Origin of the sequence: Paraburkholderia sp. GV068, assembly GCF_003058125.1 — a bacterium.
Taxonomy (GTDB): domain Bacteria; phylum Pseudomonadota; class Gammaproteobacteria; order Burkholderiales; family Burkholderiaceae; genus Paraburkholderia; species Paraburkholderia graminis.
In genome coordinates, this window is record NZ_QBUB01000010.1 from 170837 (window position 1) to 187634 (window position 16798).

Consider the following 16798-nt stretch of genomic DNA (forward strand, 5'->3'; position numbering starts at 1 on the left):
GAATACGCGCAACAAGGAGTGCCTGGATGATTCCGTTTGAGCTCGCGAAGCCACGGTCGCTGAAGGAAGCGATTGCGCTGCTGGACCCGGAAGACCCGGATATTCGCCCGGTGGGCGGCGGCACCGCGGTGATGTTGATGATGAAGGCCGGCGTGCTGCGGCCGACGCGGCTCGTCAGTTTGAGCGATATCGAGCCGCACTATGCGCAGGTCGGCCTGGACGACAACGGCGAGTTGCGTATCGGCGGATTGACGCGGCTCGCGACGCTCGAGCATTCGCCGGTCGTGAAGGAGGGATGGCCGCTCATCGCCCGCACGTTGCGCACGCTGTCGAATGTGCGAGTGCGCAATGTGGCGACCATCGGCGGCAACCTCGGTCACGCCGATCCTCATATGGATATGCCGCCGGTGCTAAGCGCGCTCGGCGCACGCGTGACGATCACGGGTCCGCACGGCGAACGCACGGTGCCCGTCGAGCAATTGTGCACGGGCTATTACGAAACGGTGCTCGCTCGCGATGAACTGATCTCCGAAGTGATCGTGCCGCCGCAAGCCGGCCGGCCCGCTGCGTACATGAAGGTCACGACCCGCGCGGCGCATGACTGGCCAGCGCTCGGCGTGGCTGTCGTGCTCGATATAGAGGGGCCGCGCATCGGCCGCGCGAGCGTGATTGTCGGCGCGGCGACGGACCGGCCGACACGGCTCACGCACGCCGAGGCGCTGCTTCGCGGCGCGGCGCCCGACGACGCGATTCTGCGTGAAGCGGGCGAAGCGGCTGCGGCGCAACTCGATATCGTCGGCGATCCTCATGGGTCCGCGAGTTACAAGAAGCAACTGCTGAAGGTCTATCTGGGCCGCGCGGTGCGCACGGCGCTGGCCGCCGCGAGCGGACGCGCCGCTCAATTCGGGGATCATGCGTGATGAAGATCGACAAGACGCTGGAAGAACAGCCAGCACAAAAGCAGGTGGGCCGCGCATTGAACCGGCTCGAAGCGCGCTCGAAAGTGACGGGCCGCGCGGAGTACATTCATAACCTCGTGCTGCCGCGCATGCTGTACGGCAAGATTTTTCGCAGCACGATGGCGCACGCAAAGATTGTCGGCATCGACACGAGCGCCGCGCGTGAAATGGAAGGCGTATTCGCCGTCTACACCGGCGAAGATATTCGCAAGGTGATTCCCGAGCCTTACTATGGCCCGGCGTTTCACGACCAGCCGATTCTCGCGCTGGATAAAGTGCGCTACATCGGCGAGCCCGTTGCCGTCGTGCTCGCAGCCGATCCGCATATCGCCGAAGAGGCAACGCATCTGATCATGGCCGAATACGAGGAATTGCCGGCCGTGTTCAACGAAGTCGAGGCTGCGCAATCGGATGTACTCGTGCACGACTTCCTGCGCCCAGCGGGTACGTTCCCGGACCTGAAGCATCTTGCCGGACGCAAAGGCACCAATGTCGCGCTCGATTTCCAGTTGCGGCGCGGCGACGTGGAGGCGGCCTTCGCAAGCGCCGCGCATGTATTCGACGACACGTTCACCACGCAGCAGGTGATGCACACGCCGCTCGAGCCGATGGTCTCGCTTGCCGAGCCGGATATGGGCACGGGAATGCTGACGGTGCATACGGCTTCGCAGAGCCCGTCGTTCGTGCGCATCGAAATCGCGCGTCTGCTCGGCTGGGACGAGAACCGCGTGCGCGTGAAGTCGGCGCTGCTCGGCGGCGGCTTCGGCGCGAAGCTGTATATCAAGCTCGAAGCACTCGTCGTCGCGCTGGCGCTGCTGTCGCGGCGCAACGTGAAAATCTCGCTGACAATGGAAGAGCAGTTCTTCACGATCACCAAGCACGCCACCACGTTCCGCATGAAAACGGCGGTAAACGAAGAAGGCCGCATTACCGCGCGCAAATGCGAGGTCTGGTGGAACGGCGGCGCGTATGCCGATATCGGGCCGCGCGTCACGCAGAAGTCGGGCTTTACCGCTTCGGGTCCGTACGACATCGAGAACGTGTGGATCGATTCGTATCAGGTCTATACGAATCTGCCGCCTGCGGGCGCCTTTCGCGGCTTCGGCATTCCGCAGATGGTGTGGGCTTACGAGAGCCACGCCGATATGATTTCGCGCGCGCTTCGTATCGATCCGCTCGAATTCCGCCGCCGCAATATCCTGCGCGAAGGGCGTCCGCATGCAACCGGCACGCCGATGCACGACGCGGCGATCGGTCTCGTGCTCGAACGCGTCGCGCAGCGAATGAACTGGACGGCGCCGTTCGAGCGCGGCACAGGCACGCTGCGGCGCGGGCGCGGCATTGGAGTCGGCTTCAAGGCGCTGGTTGCGCCCACCACGTCGATGGCGATGGTGAGCCTCGCGGGCGACGGCAGTTGCACGGTTTATTCGAGCACGGTCGATATGGGCCAGGCGTCGGAAACCGCGATTGCGCTGATGGCCGGTGAAGTGCTCGGCATTCCCGCCGAACGCATCCGCGTGATGCGGCCCGATACGGACGTGACGCCCTACGACATGGCGACGCTCGGCTCGCGCTCGACATTCCACATGGGACACGCGGTGCGTCTCGCCGCTGAAGACGTGAACCGCAAACTCGCCGAACTCGCCGATGAACTCGGCGTGCCGGCCGCGCCCGCGAGCCGCGCGGGCGAACTGCTGCGGCGCAAGTACGGCATGCAGGCGGGCAACATCGTCGGCATAGGCAGCTTTATTCCGCCGTACAAGTCGCCGGAACACGAGACAGGGCAGTCGGAGAACATCACGCCGAACTGGATGGTGGGCGGCTGCGGCGTCGAAGTCGAAGTGGATACGGAGACGGGCCACTTCAAGCTGCTGCGCTTCGAGCATGTGGTGGATTGCGGCACGCCGATCAATCCGAAGGTGGTCGACACGCAGATCTCCGGCGCGGCCATCATGCAGCTCGGCATTTCGCTGTTCGAGCGCATGGAGTTCGACGAGGTCGGGCAGCTTCGCAATGCGTCGTTCGCCGAGTACAAGATTCCGGGCATCCACGATATTCCGCCGGTCATCGGGCGCGAGACTGTCGACTCGGTGCAGAGCAACGGGCCGTTCGGCGCGAAAGGCGTCGGCGAGAGTTCGACATTCGGCGTCGCGTCGGCGATTGCCGAGGCCATCGAAGACGCGGTCGGCGTGCGTCTGAAGTCGCTGCCGCTCACGCCCGAGCGTGTGTACCGTGCGTTGTGCGCCGCGCGCAATGAACCGCTATCCGAGGAATAAACATGAGCGCTACTTCCATCAACATTCAATTCACGCTGAACGGCGAGCGCGTGAGCGCCGAGGTCGAACCGCATCACACGATTCTCGACGTGCTGCGTCAGCAGTTCGCGCTATATGGCGCCCGCGAAAGCTGCGGTCAGGGCTTGTGCGGATGCTGCACGGTGATCGTCAACGGCGAGAGCGTGTCGGGCTGTCTCTATCTCGCCGCAATGGCCGACGGCGGCGAAGTCAGCACGATCGAAAACCTGGACGCCAATGGAGAGCTCGATCCGGTGCAGCAGGCGTTCATCGAGTGCGGCGCGTTTCAATGCGGCTTTTGCACGTCAGGCTTCATACTGATGAGCCGCCAGTTGCTCGACCGCAATCCTGACCCGAGCGAAGCCGAGATCCGTAATTTCCTGTCGGGCAATCTTTGCCGTTGCGCCGCGTATCCGGAGATCATCGAGGCCGTGAAGCTCGCCGCGCAAATGCGCAAGTCGAAGGCGACGGTCGCCGTCGTGGCCGCGTAGCGCGCCTGCAAACAACGGCAAATCAACGCAGTGACGCGCGTCTGAAGAACAACAGACGGCATGGCGCGCGATAACGACATCGAGGAGACAGTCGATGCAGCACCCTCTGGAGGAAAGCTCCGGCGGCGGCACGCGCGGCAGCCTGGGCGGCGAGCCGCGGGTCGCCCTGGACGACGCAACCCATGCCGTCTGGTATCGCTCGATCAACCGCCAGCAATGGAGCGCATTGATCGCGTCCAATCTCGGCTGGTTCTTCGACGGCTACGAAACTTACGCACTGGTTCTGACCGTGGGCGGCGCGCTCGGCCAGTTGCTGCCGGCGTCGGGCCACGCGCAGATTCCGTTCTACGCGGGACTCGTGATCGCGTTGACGCTGCTCGGCTGGGGCATCGGCGGATTGATCGGCGGCATCCTGACCGACTATATCGGCCGCAAACGGATGATGATGTTCGCGATTCTCGCGTATTCGCTGACCACCGGTTTGAGCGCGCTGTCGTGGGACTGGACATCGTTCGCGGCGCTGCGCTTCATCGTCGGTCTCGCGATGGGATCGGAGTGGGCGACGGGCACCGCAATGACTGCGGAAATCTGGCCGGACCGGCATCGCGGCAAAGGCGCGGGGCTCATGCAGTGCGGCCTCGGCACGGGCTTTTTCGTCGCGTCGCTGATATGGCTTTTCATGAGCGGCGCAGGCGAGCATGCATGGCGCTACATGTATCTGATCGGCGTGCTGCCCGGTCTCGCGACGCTGTGGATGCGCGCGGGCATTCCCGAGTCCGAGCAATGGCAGCGCGTGAACACGGAGCGCAAGGCGACGCTCGCGCGCAGGAAGTCGGGCGTGACGCTCGACGCGCGCGAACAGTCGCTCGCGCGCTTTACGCTCGTCGATCTGCTGGCCGATGCGAAGCTGCGCCGCCGCACGTGGATTGCCGTGCTGATGTCGCTTAGCACGACGCTCGGCTGGTGGGGCATCTCGACATGGGTGCCGCCCTACATCGGTTCGGTCGCGGCGCATGCCGGGCTTTCGGCGGCCTCGTGGGCGAGCTTTGCCGGCATGGCCTACAACGTCGGCGCGATCAGCGGTTATATTGGCCTCGGCTTTCTCGCCGACGCCTATGGCCGCAAGCGCATCACCTGTCTATTCTTCGCGATGGCGTTCGTGCTGACGCCGGTGCTCTTCATGTGGACGCATGATGTCGGCCTGCTGCTGGCGGTCGCCTGCGTGGCAGGCTTTTTCAGCCTCGGTCAATATACGTGGATGCCCACGTGGCTGCCCGAGCTTTATCCGACGCGCGTACGCGGCACCGCTATCGCGCTGTGCTTCAATGTTCCGCGCTTTCTTGCGTGGACGGGGCCGCTCGTCGCCGGCACACTGATCACCCGCTTCGGCGGCTACGGTCATGCGGCGGTCATAGTCGGCTTCATCTATCTGGTCGGCCTCGCGCTCGCGCCGTGGCTGCCGGAAACGCGCGGCCAACCCTTACCAGAAGAGGTTTGAACCATGAATTTCATTTTCACCGACAATGCGCCGTCTCCGGGCGGCCACTATTCGCAGGCCGTGCAGGCGGGTGGCTTCACGTTCGTCTCGGGCATGCTGCCGGGCCCCGGCGTGGCCACCGACGGCCCCGACAACTTCGAGCGCCAGGTGCGCGCCACGCTCGCTCATTGCGAGCAGGTGCTGGCCGCGGCGGGCTGCGCGCTGACCGACGTCGTGCAATGCACCGCGTACATCGTCGATGTGAAGAACTGGCCGGAGTTCAACCGGCTCTACGCGGAGTATTTCGGCGCGCACAAGCCGGCGCGCGCGGTGGTGCCGGTGCCCGAGCTGCATCACGGCTTTCTCGTCGAGTTGCAGATGGTCGCGCATCGCGGCGCATAAACGCGCCGCTTTACGGAGGACACGATGGACAGCATCGACGTGAGCGTGCTGCGCAATGCCGTCGACTGGCTCGCGCCGCGCCGCCGCGTCGTACCCGTCACGGTGACGCGCACGTGGGGTTCGAGTCCGCGCCCCGTCGGCGCGATGCTCGCGATGCGCGACGACGACCTACTCCTGGTCTTGATCCGCCTCCGGCAACTCCGGCCCTGAGCTGACGATCCCCCACCATTGCTGACGCAGTGCGTCGCGCAAGATCTTGCCGCGCGCGCTGCGCGGCAGCGCTGCAACCGGATAGATATTCATCGGCATCTTTTCACGCGGCAGATGCCGCCGGCAATGCGCACGCAGCGCCTCCACGTTCGGCGCGATGTCCGGCTGCAGCACCACGAAGCAGACCGTTTCCTGTCCATACACCGGGTCGGGCACACCGAGCGCCGCGACGTCCTGCACATGAGGATGCGTACGCATCACATCCTCTATCTCCTGCGGCACGATCTTCACGCCACCACGAATGATGAGATCGTCCATGCGAGCCGCCATGCGCACGAAGCCGTCCGTGTCGCGTGCGGCGATATCCCGCGTGAAGAGCGGCGCGCCGCGAATCGGCAGCAGCGAGCCGTCTTGCTGAAGCACGCCGAGCGCGAGCTTGTCACCGTCGACGACAACCTGGCCTTCGACGCCGGCAGCGCACGGCATACCGTCGGCATCCACGATCCCGAAGCGGATATGCGCGGCCGGATAACCGACCGTTCCGAGCTTGCGATGCTCGAGCCGGTTGCCGCACATCCATCCCGCTTCCGACGACCCATACAGATTGAGGATGCGAATGCCGTAGCGCTTTTCGAAGCGCATCCATTGAACGGGCGATAGCGGCGCTGTGCTGCAGGTCATCGCGCGCAGCGACGAGAACGTTTCGGCGCTCACCTCGAGCGGTGCTTCGAGAAGCATGTTGAGCACCGTGGGCACGCCCGCGCAAACGGTAATGCGCTGATCGCGGACCCAGTCGCCGAAGCTGCTGCGCGAAAAGCGGCGCGCGACGCATAGTGTCGAACCGAGTTGCAGGAACGGAATGAAGCTCAGTATCTGCGCCGAGTACCAGTCGAACGAACGGTATTCGAGCATGCGGTCGTCGCGGCTCGAACCGAGCAGGTCGATACTGTCGAGGCCGTTGAGCCAGTACGACTGGTGATCGTAGACGACGATCTTCGGAATGCCGGTCGTGCCCGACGTGCAGCACATCGACGCAATGTCGCGATGCGTGCATACGGTTGCGCCGTCGGGCAGCGGCGTGTCGTCGTGCGCGCCTGCTTCGAGCGAGATGATGTCGCCATAGCAGCCGATGTTCTCGCGGTCGGCCGAGGCCCACGAAGCGAAGCGCACGACCTGCACGTTCGCTGCGGCGACGGAGGTGTCGGCGGGGTCCACGGCGTCGACGGGAAACACGATCAGCTTCGGCCTGATTGTGTCGAGCAACTGCCGTGCGATCTTTACGCCGACGAAGGGCACGTCGAGCGGACACACGATTGCACCGAGCCGCCACGCGCCGAGCCACAGCAGCAGCTTGTCGGGCGCATCGCAGTCGGCGAGCACGACGCGCGTGCCTCTCGTCACGCCACGCCGCGCGAATTGTCTGGCGATCGTCTCGACCGATTGCGCGAGTTGCTCGAAGCTCATGCTCACGCGCCGCTCGACATCGACGATGGCAGGCTTGTTGGGCGTCGCGCGCCGATGCTGTTCGAGCAGGGCCGCGACAGTGCGAAAAGGCGGATCGTTCGTGGGCGGATGCGTGCTGACCATGAGCTCAGCAGGGCTCGGGCACGGAAGGCGAGGCGGCCTCGCATTGCGCCGCGGTCTCGCCGCGATCGCGGTTTTCGCCGAGCCGCGCGAGCGCCCATTCGCGGAAGGCTTCCACTTTCTTCGTGCGTGCCTTGTCGGTCGGCGACGAAACGAAATACGCGGAATTCGACGGCACACGCACGTCGAACGGCGCCACGAGTTTGCCGCTCGCCAGATCGCCGTTCACGAGCGGCGTGCGGCCGATTGCAATGCCGACGCCGTCCACGGCCGCCGCGAGCGACGTGAGCTGCAAATGGAAAACGGATTCGCCGGCGAATTCCACGGGCTCATGCACGGCCGCTTCGAGCCACGCGGGCCAATCGTCCTGGTACATCGAATAAAAGTAGGTGCGAATCTGCCGCATGCGTGCAAGCACTTCCGCGACCGATCCGAACTTGCCCGCTTCTTCGAGCACGGCGGGCGAGCACACGGGAAAAAATTCCTCGCCATGCAGACGGTCCGAGCGCGCCGACGCCCAGCGCCCGGAGCCGTAACGGATCGCGACGTCGTAGCTGTTGCGATCGAACTCGTTGAACGTCGAACTCGTTGCGACGTGCACGGTGATGTCCGGATGAGCACGCTGGAATTCGGGCAGCGCGGGGATCAGGCATTTGACTGCGTAGGTGGGCAGGCACGTCACCGTGAGCACGGTGCTGGGTTTTTTCTTGCGCGCGTGCGCCGTGGCGATGGACAGCAGATTGATCGCCTCATGCACCGAATCGAGATACTCGCGTGCCGCCGGCGTGAGTGTGAGCACGTTTCGGCGCCGCACGAAAAGCTTGACTTCGAGCCGGTCTTCGAGCGTCTTGATCTGGTGGCTGATGGCCGTCTGCGTCAACTCGAGTTCCTGTGCCGCGCGGGTGAAGCTCAAATGCCGCGAGGCAGCTTCGAATGCGAGCAGGCTCTGAAGCGAAGGGATATAGGGTCTCATCTGTTGTCAGCGCAATGCAGGAACGCCTGGGTAGTGGATCTTAGCGGGTTTCATCGGCGCGCGAGGCGCCTCGCACGGGCGCGGGAATACGTGTCGGCGGCCCTGCGGAGGGCCGCCCCGCGGAAAGCCGCACCGATGCCTGGATGATCGGCTGGTTACGGACCCCGAGGAAATGAAACTTTTTCATGCAGGCATGAGAAAAGTTAGTTTGCGCGCGTGGAAAGCGCTCATGCACTCTTGGTCCGGTCGAGCGAAGCGTCGTCTATCGGCGCACATTAATCAATCGTTACAAACCCGGAACGTCAATGTGCCGGGCCGCGCGCGAAGAACCGAAACGTTGGGCAGTCAGGCCCGTTCACGCGCGGATAGGGAGAGAACAACAGTGGATATCGATGTGCTGGAAAATCCGTTTCTTGCCAGCCTCGGCTTGTCGCGCACGGCCTGGCGCGATGGCTATGCGGAGTTTCGCCTGAACTTGCAGCCCGAATTGCTGAACCGGCAACGCGTGCTGCAAGGCGGCGTGGTGGCGACGCTGCTCGATGCGGCCTGCGGTTATGCGGGGCTTTATAGCGCCGATCCGCTGCGGCCCATACACGCGGTGACGCTGTCGCTGACGCTCAACTTCCTCGACAAGGGAGTGGGCGAGACACTGATCGGCAAGGGCTTTCTCGAGCGCAAGGGGCGGTCGGTTTATTTCGCGCGCGGCGAGGCGTGGATCGATTCGAAGACGCTGATCGCCACCGCGCAGGGCACCTTCAAATATGCGGGCGGTTACGGCAGGCGCGAGCCGTCGAGCGCCCCGCCTGGCGAACTCGACTGAACTTAACTTTACTTAACTGACCTGCGGCGGGCCGCAGCGCCGCGGTCACTTCGTCACGATCGCATTCGCACGATCGCATTCGCGACCATCGCATGAATCCTTCTCATCCCTGTCATGAAGGATGGTCGTTTGCGTGTGCCGCTGCATTGCCTCATTGTGGCGATCAACAAGTGAAGCGGCGCCACGTGACGACGGCGTTCGCCATCCCGCATACGAATACGAATACAAATCGCCAAACTATCGGAGACACACGACGTGACAGACAGCTCGACTTCCCATCCGCTCGATCTGCGGGCATGGCTCGACGAGGCGCGCGCGCTCGGCGAACTGACCGACGTTTCGGGCGCGGACTGGAATCTGGAACTCGGCGCGATCAGCGAGTTGAACGTGAAGAAGGAGCGGCCCGCCGCGCTGCTTTTCGACGATATCCCCGACTATCCGCAAGGACATCGCGTGCTGACATGCAGCACCGCGAGCCCGGCGCGATTGTCGTCGATCCTGCGCGTCGGACATCAGCCGACGCACCGCGCGCTGGTCGAGACATTGCGCGGCAAGCCGAAGCAATGGCAGGCGCATGCACAGGAATACGATCCGGTGACGGTGGCGGACGGCCCGGTGTTCGACAACGTGCAGACCGGCGGCGACGTCGATCTCTTTTCGTTTCCCGCGCCGCTGTGGCATGAGAAAGATGGCGGCCGTTATATCGGCACCGGCTGCATGGTGGTGACGAAAGATCTCGACTCGGAGTGGATCAATGTCGGCACGTACCGCGTGATGATTCACGACCGCAACCATGTGGGCCTCGACATGATTCCGGGCAAGCACGGCGCGATCCAGTACGACAAGCACATGAAGGCAGGCAAGCCGTTTCCGGTGGCGATCGTGATCGGCTGCGATCCGCTCGGCTACCTGATTTCAGGTATCGAAGTGCCGTTCGGCATGTGCGAGTACAACTATATCGGCGCGATCCTGAAGAAGCCGGTCTCGGTGGTGAAAGGGCAGTTGACGGATCTGCCGTTCCCGAGCGCATCGGAGATCGTGATCGAAGGCTATGCGCATCCGGGCGACGTCAGGATCGAAGGGCCGTTCGGCGAATTCCACGGCTATTACCCCGGCAAGGCGGAGACCGCGCCGGTGGTGACCATCGAGCGCATCTACTATCGCAACAACCCGATCATCATGGGCAGCCCGCCCGCGAAGCCGCCGAACGACTACTCGTATTCGAAGGCCGTGATGCGCTCGGCGTTGCTCGTCGATGCGCTTCAGGCGGCCGGCGTGCCCGATGTCGCCGGCGTGTGGGCGCACGAGATCGGCGGCGCGCGCATGTTCAACGTGGTGTCGATCCGTCAGCGCTATGCGGGACATGCGCGGCAGGCAGGACACATTCTCAGCCAGTGCGGCGTGGGCGCATACATGTCGCGCTATTCGATCGTGGTCGACGAGGACATCGATCCGGCGAATCTTCAGGAGGTGATGTGGGCAGTCGCGACGCGCACCGATCCGGACATCGATATCGACATCGTCAAACGCGGCATGGGGTCGAAGAACGATCCGATGTCGATTGCGAATCCGTACAAGGCGCCATTCAACTCGAAGGCGATTATCGACGCGTGCCGTCCGTTCGATTTTCTCGCGGAGTTTCCGCAGGTTGCCGAGGCGAGCAAGGAACTGCAGGACAAGACGCGCGCGAAATGGGAACACATTCTCGGCTGACGGACGACAAGGAGAGTTGCACATGGAACTGACAGGCGAACAGATTTTGCCGCTGCCGCGCGAACGCGTATGGGCCGCATTGAACGACCCCGAAATCCTCAAGGCTTCGGTGCCCGGCTGCGAGTCGTTCGAACGCGTCGACGACAACCAGTTTCAGATGGTGATGGCTGCAAGCGTCGGCCCGATCAAGGCGCGCTTCAAAGGCAAGATGGTGCTGACTGATTTACAACCGCCGCAGTCGTATTCGATGACGTTCGAAGGATCGGGCGGCGCGGCGGGCTTCGGCAAGGGCGGCGCGCACGTCGATCTGCTTGCCGACAACGGCGGCACGCGGCTCGTGTACCGCTCGCATGCGCAGGTTGGGGGGCGTCTCGCGCAAGTGGGCGCGAGACTGATCGACGGCGTCGCGCGAAAAATGGCCGAGGACTTTTTTGGGCGCTTCACGGCGGCTGTGATTGGGCCGCAGCAGACGGCGGAAGATGAAGCACGCCCGGCGACCGCTTCTGCCGACGCTCACGCAGGCACGCTCGCCACTTCGCAGACAGCGGCAGGCACGAGCGCAAGAAACTGGACGTGGGCACTGGGCGTGGTGGTCGTCCTTGCGCTCGTCGCGGTGTACGCATTGCATTGATAACAACGACGGGATGCGTGAACGACGTATCGGGCGCCGCAGCCCGAACGCCGCTCGCGGCACCCGCAACAGGAGACGACGATGCAGGATGGCAATACGCTACAGGGCGCAGTCACACGCGACGACACGCAGACGGCGGCCGTCGAAGCGGCTGTCGACGCTGCAAGCGCGGCGCTGATTCGCCGGATAGAGAGCGTGCCGTTTTCGCGCTGGCATACGAAGGCGCGGATCATCGTCGGCAGCGCGACGTTCTTCGATGCGTTCGACGCGCTCTCGATCGCCTTCGTGCTTCCGGTGCTGATCGGCCTGTGGCATATCGAGCCGCTGGAGATCGGCGTGCTGATCGGCGCGAGCTACATCGGTCAATTCATCGGCGCGCTGACGTTCGGCTGGTACGCGGAGCGGCGCGGCCGAATTCGCAGCGTGACGATCGCCATCGCGATCATGTCCGTGATGAGCATGGGCTGTGCGCTAAGCGGCAGTTTCGCGGTGCTGCTGGTGTGCAGATTCATTCAGGGAATCGGCGTGGGCGGTGAAATGCCGGTCGCAGCGACGTACATCAGCGAGTTGTCCAACGCTCACGGCCGCGGCAAATACTTTCTGCTATACGAACTGATTTTCCCGGTCGGTTTGATGGCGACCGGACAGATCGGCGCATGGCTCGTGCCGCTCATCGGCTGGAAGATCATGTTCTGGATCGGCGCGGTGCCTGGGCTTCTGATCGCGCTGCTGATCGCGCGCTTGCCCGAATCGCCGCGCTGGCTGATTTCTAAAGGACGATTCGACGAAGCGGAAGCCGTGATCCGCGACATGGAAGCGAGCACGGATCGCCGCATCGAACCCGGCCGGCGCCAGCAGCCGAACAAAGGCGTGATGAATGCGCGCGCGGGCTGGCGCGAACTGCTTTCGCCGTTCTATCGCGGCCGCACGCTCGTCGTGTGGGTGCTGTGGGCGACCGCGTTTTTCATCGCGAACAGTTTGAACAACTGGCTGCCGACCTTGTATCGCTCGGTTTATCACCTGCCGCTGCAAACCGCGCTGCGCGCTGCGTCGATGACCAACGTCGCACAAGTCGCGCTGCTGCTGATCTGCGCGTATGTGATCGATCGCGTTGGCCGCCGCAACTGGACGGTGTCCGCTTTCTGTCTTGCGGCGATTCTGTTCGCATGCCTCGGGCTCTTTGCCGCGCACGACGTATGGAGCGCAATGGTGCTCGGCACGCTGAGTTATGGACTGATCGGTTCGATCGCGGCGGTGCTGTACCTGTACACGCCCGAGGTTTATCCCACCAGAATGCGTGCGACGAGCACTGGGCTCGCCACTTCCTGGCTGCGTCTTGCGTCCGCGGTCGGACCGTCGCTTGCGGGACTGCTGCTGCATAAGCGGGGCATCGGCTCGGTGTTCGTGATGTTCGCCGTGGTGGCGGTGGTCGGCGCGATTTGCGCACTCAGAATGACAGAGACGCGCGAACGAAGCCTCGAGGAAATCGCGCCGTGACAAGGCTGCGGGTTGCGATGAGCGCGCTCACTCATTAGCGAAATACGCCGGCAACCTGAAGCCGTCATAGAAGCGGTTGCCGCGAATCGCCTGCTGAAACTCCACCGACCGATACGCGTCAACGATGTCCTGCGTCGCGCGCGCATTGCGGTTGCCGGCCTTCACGACGACCTGGTTGATATACGGCGGCGTCATCTCTTCCAGCGCGAGCGCATCGGCCAGTTTGTGGCCGCTGAAAATCGCGAAATTGCCCTGAATTGCGGCGTAATCCACATCGTCGAGCGCGCGCGGCGCTTGCGCCGATTCCAGCGGAACGATCTTGATGCCGGCCGGATTGGCGATCACGTCCCGCTCGGTCACGTCGACGGGATTCGGGTTCGGCTTGATCCTGATCCAGCCGATGCGCTGCAGAATCTTCAGCGCGCGTTCGAGATTCACCGGATCATTCGGCACCGCGACGCGCGCGCCGGGTTTCACTTCAGCCAGCGTTCGGTGCTTCTTCGAATAGAGACCCATCGGCGGCGTCGGCACCTGCACCACGCCGACGAGGTCGGTCCCGTTGCGCTCGTTATACGACTTCAGATAGACCTCGTGCTGCATCACGTCGGCGACGATCTCGCCGCGATATACGGCCTGATTTGCTTCGAGCCCTGTACTGAACTCGACGTACTTGATCGCATAGCCTTTCTTGCGCAGTTGCGGTTCGACACCCGCTTTGAATTCGTCCGCGTAAGGACCAGGCACGAAGCCGACGCGCAATTCCTGCGCGGTGTTCTTGCTATCGGCGGCATGCGCGCTAATGGACGTTAGCGCGGTGAGAGCGCTGAGCGTGGTGGCGAGCAGCAGCGCGCCGGCTGCGCGTTTTTTGAAGGGTGACGGGATAGTGATTGTTCGGAACATGACGATGAAAGTAGTGGCGATCGCACCGGCAACCGTGCAGCGTTGCTAGAGAACTTTGAATTCGAAGCAGTAGATCACGCGCCGTTTCGAACGCCAAACAACTAATTCTGCTTATCAATTGCGAGTTCTCACTCGCATGCAAGGCGCGATAAAACTGCCGGGAAATTGCAATTTAAAGTTCCCCTGAATTTCAAATGCACGGAGCAATCCGTAGCAAACCCGACTTCGATGTTTGTCTCCCGCATTTCGCGATCCTAAGATTGGACCCCTTTCAGCCGATGATGTTAACCACGACAACAAGGGGTAAAGATGAAACGAGTCGCTCTCACCAGCGCCGCCGGTCTGCTTGCAATCGCTCCACTCGCCGCTCAGGCGGAAAGCTCGGTCACGTTGTACGGGCTCGTGGATGCGGGCATCACCTACACGAACAACCAGAAGGGCGCGAGCAACTTCCAGCAGACGAGCGGCAAGCTAAGCGGCAGCCGATGGGGCCTCAAAGGCAACGAGGATCTGGGCGACGACTGGAAGGCCGTGTTCACGATCGAGGGCGGCTTCCGTCCCAACGACGGTACGCTGGCTCAAGGCGGCCGCGAGTTCGGACGGCAGGCGTTTGTCGGCGTCCAGAAAACGGGCATCGGCACATTGACGCTTGGACGCCAGTACGAGCCGCTCGCCGATCTCGCTGCGCAATACGCGGGCTCCGGTTTCTGGTCGCCGTCGACCCACATCGGCGATAACGACAATCTGAACCAGACTTTCCGCGTCAATAACGCCGTCAAGTTCCGCAGCGACACGATTGCCGGATTCACGGTGGACGGCCTGTATGCGTTCAGCAATCAGGCCAGCGGCGGCAGCGGAACAGGGTTCGGCAACAACCGCGCATGGGGCATCTCGGCGAACTACGTCAATGGACCGTTGTCGATCGGCGGCGGCTACGTAGTGCTCAATCATCCGGATACGACGTCGAATACGAGCGGTGCGGTCGGCGGCGCGTCGACCACGAGCGGCGACGATTACAGCGGCGCGTTCTTCTACGGATTGAACGGCGGCGTGGTGCGCCAGCAGATCGCCGTGGCGGGCACCAACTACGCATTCGGCCGCGCGACGGTCGGCTTTGCATGGAGTCACACGCAGCTCGACTACAACGACGGCTCGTCGCGCAAGTTCAACAACTACGATCTGAATGCGCGCTACCTGTTCACGCCTGCGCTGACGCTGATCGGCGTCTACACCTATACGGATGGCCGCGCGACGAATCTGCCGGGAACCAGCGGCGCGAATCTGAAGCCGCGCTGGCATCAGTTCACGCTCGGTGTCGACTATGCATTGTCGAAGCGCACCGACGTGTATCTGTCCGGCGTGTATCAGCTTGCCGTCGGCGATGCGTCGACGCGGGTCGGCTCGGGCTACCGCACCATCGCGGCGATTGCCGATGCCGGCACGGCTTCGTCGACGAACCGTCAGGTCGCCGTGCTTTCAGGCTTGCGCGTGAAGTTCTGACCGGAGGCCGCGACGGCATGGCGCATGCATGCCGTCGTGGCTTATACGCGATACGTGATACGTGATACGTGATTGAGTTGCTGAGCCGTTTCAGCCGCGCGCCGCTTCGGCGGCTTCGCGCGTCTTGCCGTGCTGAAGCCCGCGTGCCAGCAAGCGCACCGAGGCGACACGTTGCGCGGCTTCCGTCACCGGATTATCGATGATGAATTCATCCACGCCATAGCGGTCTTGCAGTTCACTGAGCGCATCGTGCACCGCGTCGGATGTGCCATGCACGATGTGGTTCTCGCGTTCGTCGATGCGATGAGCGCCGCCGCCTGCCTGACGAACGAACTCTTCGGCCTGCGCGATGCTGCCCACCGTGACCGGCTGCTGGTCGCCGACCTGTACGCGAAAACGCCGCGTGTCCGATGCGAGCCGCGCTGCTTCGTCAGCGCTTTCTGCTGCTATGACGGAGAGAGCCAGCAATGCCTTGCGTCCGTTCGATGCCGCGCGATAGCGCTCCAACGCGCGCTCGATCTCGTCCGGCGCGCCGTTGATGTGAGCCGCGTACACGAAGTCCCAGCCAAGCCGCGCCGCAAGCGCCGCGCTCTCGACGCTTGCTCCGAGCAGAAAAGGGCGCGCAGGCGAAGGCGGCAGCGGCGTGGCTCGCAGCACGGAACCGAACTGCTCGTCGCCGTCGGCAGCATCGTGTTCGCGATTCGCGGCGAGAGCATCGGCGAGATAGCGGTCCAGCTCGAACGCGAGCGCAGCGAAATCGGGCTTGTGCGCAGGGTCGCGCGCCGATTGCAGCGCGCGCGTCGAAAGCGGCAAACCGCCAGGCGCCTTGCCGATGCCGAGATCGACGCGACCGGGCGCGAGCGAGGCCAGCAGATTGAAATTTTCCGCGACCTTGTAGGGACTGTAATGCTGCAGCATCACGCCGCCCGAACCGACACGTATGCGATTGGTGCGTGCAAGGATATAAGCGATCAGGATTTCCGGCGAAGGGCAGGCGAGCTGACTCGTGTTGTGATGTTCAGCGAGCCAGTAGCGCCGGTATCCCCATGACTCCGCATGGCGCGCCAGTTCGACCGTGCGCCTGAGCGCCTCGGTCGGCGTTTCGCCTCGTGCGATCGGGCTCTTGTCCAGCAGGCTTAAAGCGTAGGCGGTCATGTGAGGTTCTGGAAGTACGGCATGTATCGGGCTTGCGCGGCGCGACGAGCCGATCATTAGTACGGCGATGGTATTTCTCGATGAACGGCGCGGTCAAACAATCTAGAAGAATAAGTAAAGGCAAAAAGATTTGTTCGATGCGAAGACGCCGGCCGATGTTTAATGAGGCCAACGCGTCGAATTGCCGGCACT

At 63.3% G+C, this 16798-nt stretch carries 14 protein-coding genes and 1 pseudogene; 11 read left to right on the forward strand and 4 right to left on the reverse strand.

Annotated elements, in window-relative coordinates; all coding sequences use genetic code 11:
- Positions 1–26 precede the first annotated feature (26 nt).
- From C8K18_RS20970 to C8K18_RS20995, 6 genes and pseudogenes are all read left to right on the forward strand, one after another.
- Positions 27–920: a xanthine dehydrogenase family protein subunit M gene (locus tag C8K18_RS20970; RefSeq protein WP_029970235.1), complete on the forward strand. Its 894-nt coding sequence runs from the start codon at positions 27–29 to the stop codon at positions 918–920.
- A complete protein-coding gene (locus C8K18_RS20975; protein WP_107709547.1) occupies positions 920–3235 on the forward strand; it encodes a xanthine dehydrogenase family protein molybdopterin-binding subunit in 2316 nt (771 codons plus the stop codon). Before C8K18_RS20970 ends, C8K18_RS20975 begins: the two co-directional genes overlap by 1 nt.
- 2 nt (positions 3236–3237) lie before the next feature.
- A complete protein-coding gene (locus C8K18_RS20980; RefSeq protein WP_006049809.1) occupies positions 3238–3744 on the forward strand; it encodes a (2Fe-2S)-binding protein in 507 nt (168 codons plus the stop codon).
- Between the two features lie 94 nt (positions 3745–3838).
- Positions 3839–5242: an MFS transporter gene (locus tag C8K18_RS20985; RefSeq protein WP_107709548.1), complete on the forward strand. Its 1404-nt coding sequence runs from the start codon at positions 3839–3841 to the stop codon at positions 5240–5242.
- Positions 5243–5245: 3 nt separating this feature from the next.
- Entirely contained in the window at positions 5246–5623 is a 378-nt protein-coding gene (locus C8K18_RS20990; protein WP_006049807.1) for a RidA family protein, read from the forward strand.
- A 24-nt stretch (positions 5624–5647) separates the two neighbouring features.
- Positions 5648–5800, forward strand: a pseudogene (locus tag C8K18_RS20995) (XdhC family protein); the annotation flags it as partial.
- On the opposite strand, the gene C8K18_RS21000 reads toward C8K18_RS20995, so the two are convergent.
- Positions 5792–7420: a class I adenylate-forming enzyme family protein gene (locus C8K18_RS21000; protein WP_107709552.1), complete on the reverse strand. Its 1629-nt coding sequence runs from the start codon at positions 7418–7420 to the stop codon at positions 5792–5794. The pseudogene C8K18_RS20995 and the gene C8K18_RS21000 sit on opposite strands and share 9 nt — an antisense overlap.
- 4 nt (positions 7421–7424) lie before the next feature.
- Positions 7425–8390 (reverse strand): LysR substrate-binding domain-containing protein, encoded by a 966-nt coding sequence (locus tag C8K18_RS21005; RefSeq protein ID WP_006049804.1) that lies wholly within the window; start codon positions 8388–8390, stop codon positions 7425–7427.
- Positions 8391–8772: 382 nt separating this feature from the next.
- Between C8K18_RS21005 and C8K18_RS21010 the strand changes: the two genes are divergently transcribed.
- The 4 genes from C8K18_RS21010 to C8K18_RS21025 all read left to right on the forward strand — a co-directional run bounded on the left by C8K18_RS21010 (position 8773) and on the right by C8K18_RS21025 (position 13051).
- Positions 8773–9210, forward strand: coding sequence for a PaaI family thioesterase (locus tag C8K18_RS21010; RefSeq protein WP_029970240.1), 438 nt, complete (start codon positions 8773–8775; stop codon positions 9208–9210).
- A 255-nt stretch (positions 9211–9465) separates the two neighbouring features.
- Positions 9466–10923 (forward strand): UbiD family decarboxylase, encoded by a 1458-nt coding sequence (locus C8K18_RS21015; RefSeq protein ID WP_107709554.1) that lies wholly within the window; start codon positions 9466–9468, stop codon positions 10921–10923.
- A gap of 22 nt (positions 10924–10945) precedes the next feature.
- Positions 10946–11554 (forward strand): carbon monoxide dehydrogenase subunit G, encoded by a 609-nt coding sequence (locus tag C8K18_RS21020; RefSeq protein WP_107709556.1) that lies wholly within the window; start codon positions 10946–10948, stop codon positions 11552–11554.
- Positions 11555–11635: 81 nt separating this feature from the next.
- On the forward strand, positions 11636–13051 hold the full coding sequence (locus tag C8K18_RS21025) for an MFS transporter (RefSeq protein ID WP_053860165.1): 1416 nt from the start codon (positions 11636–11638) through the stop codon (positions 13049–13051).
- Between the two features lie 27 nt (positions 13052–13078).
- Here C8K18_RS21025 and C8K18_RS21030 read toward each other — a convergent pair whose 3' ends face one another.
- Complete coding sequence (locus tag C8K18_RS21030; RefSeq protein WP_029970244.1) at positions 13079–13951, reverse strand: MetQ/NlpA family ABC transporter substrate-binding protein; 873 nt, start codon at positions 13949–13951, stop codon at positions 13079–13081.
- 309 nt (positions 13952–14260) lie between these two features.
- Here C8K18_RS21030 and C8K18_RS21035 point away from each other — a divergent pair, with 309 nt between their 5' ends.
- Positions 14261–15451, forward strand: a complete 1191-nt coding sequence (locus tag C8K18_RS21035; protein ID WP_107709557.1) for a porin — start codon at positions 14261–14263, stop codon at positions 15449–15451.
- A gap of 90 nt (positions 15452–15541) precedes the next feature.
- Here C8K18_RS21035 and C8K18_RS21040 read toward each other — a convergent pair whose 3' ends face one another.
- Complete coding sequence (locus C8K18_RS21040) at positions 15542–16606, reverse strand: LLM class flavin-dependent oxidoreductase (protein ID WP_006049797.1); 1065 nt, start codon at positions 16604–16606, stop codon at positions 15542–15544.
- Positions 16607–16798 lie beyond the last annotated feature (192 nt).

What these genes read in the sequence shown, in the direction of transcription:
- C8K18_RS20970 (WP_029970235.1), top strand. Translation starts at nt 27, where the DNA reads ATGATTCCGTTTGAGCTCGCGAAGCCACGGTCGCTGAAGGAAGCGATT.
- C8K18_RS21030 (WP_029970244.1), bottom strand. Translation starts at nt 13,951, where the DNA reads ATGTTCCGAACAATCACTATCCCGTCACCCTTCAAAAAACGCGCAGCC.
- C8K18_RS21035 (WP_107709557.1), top strand. Translation starts at nt 14,261, where the DNA reads ATGAAACGAGTCGCTCTCACCAGCGCCGCCGGTCTGCTTGCAATCGCT.
- C8K18_RS21005 (WP_006049804.1), bottom strand. Translation starts at nt 8,390, where the DNA reads ATGAGACCCTATATCCCTTCGCTTCAGAGCCTGCTCGCATTCGAAGCT.
- C8K18_RS21025 (WP_053860165.1), top strand. Translation starts at nt 11,636, where the DNA reads ATGCAGGATGGCAATACGCTACAGGGCGCAGTCACACGCGACGACACG.
- C8K18_RS20975 (WP_107709547.1), top strand. Translation starts at nt 920, where the DNA reads ATGAAGATCGACAAGACGCTGGAAGAACAGCCAGCACAAAAGCAGGTG.
- C8K18_RS20990 (WP_006049807.1), top strand. Translation starts at nt 5,246, where the DNA reads ATGAATTTCATTTTCACCGACAATGCGCCGTCTCCGGGCGGCCACTAT.
- C8K18_RS21000 (WP_107709552.1), bottom strand. Translation starts at nt 7,420, where the DNA reads ATGGTCAGCACGCATCCGCCCACGAACGATCCGCCTTTTCGCACTGTC.
- C8K18_RS20980 (WP_006049809.1), top strand. Translation starts at nt 3,238, where the DNA reads ATGAGCGCTACTTCCATCAACATTCAATTCACGCTGAACGGCGAGCGC.
- C8K18_RS21040 (WP_006049797.1), bottom strand. Translation starts at nt 16,606, where the DNA reads ATGACCGCCTACGCTTTAAGCCTGCTGGACAAGAGCCCGATCGCACGA.
- C8K18_RS21020 (WP_107709556.1), top strand. Translation starts at nt 10,946, where the DNA reads ATGGAACTGACAGGCGAACAGATTTTGCCGCTGCCGCGCGAACGCGTA.
- C8K18_RS20985 (WP_107709548.1), top strand. Translation starts at nt 3,839, where the DNA reads ATGCAGCACCCTCTGGAGGAAAGCTCCGGCGGCGGCACGCGCGGCAGC.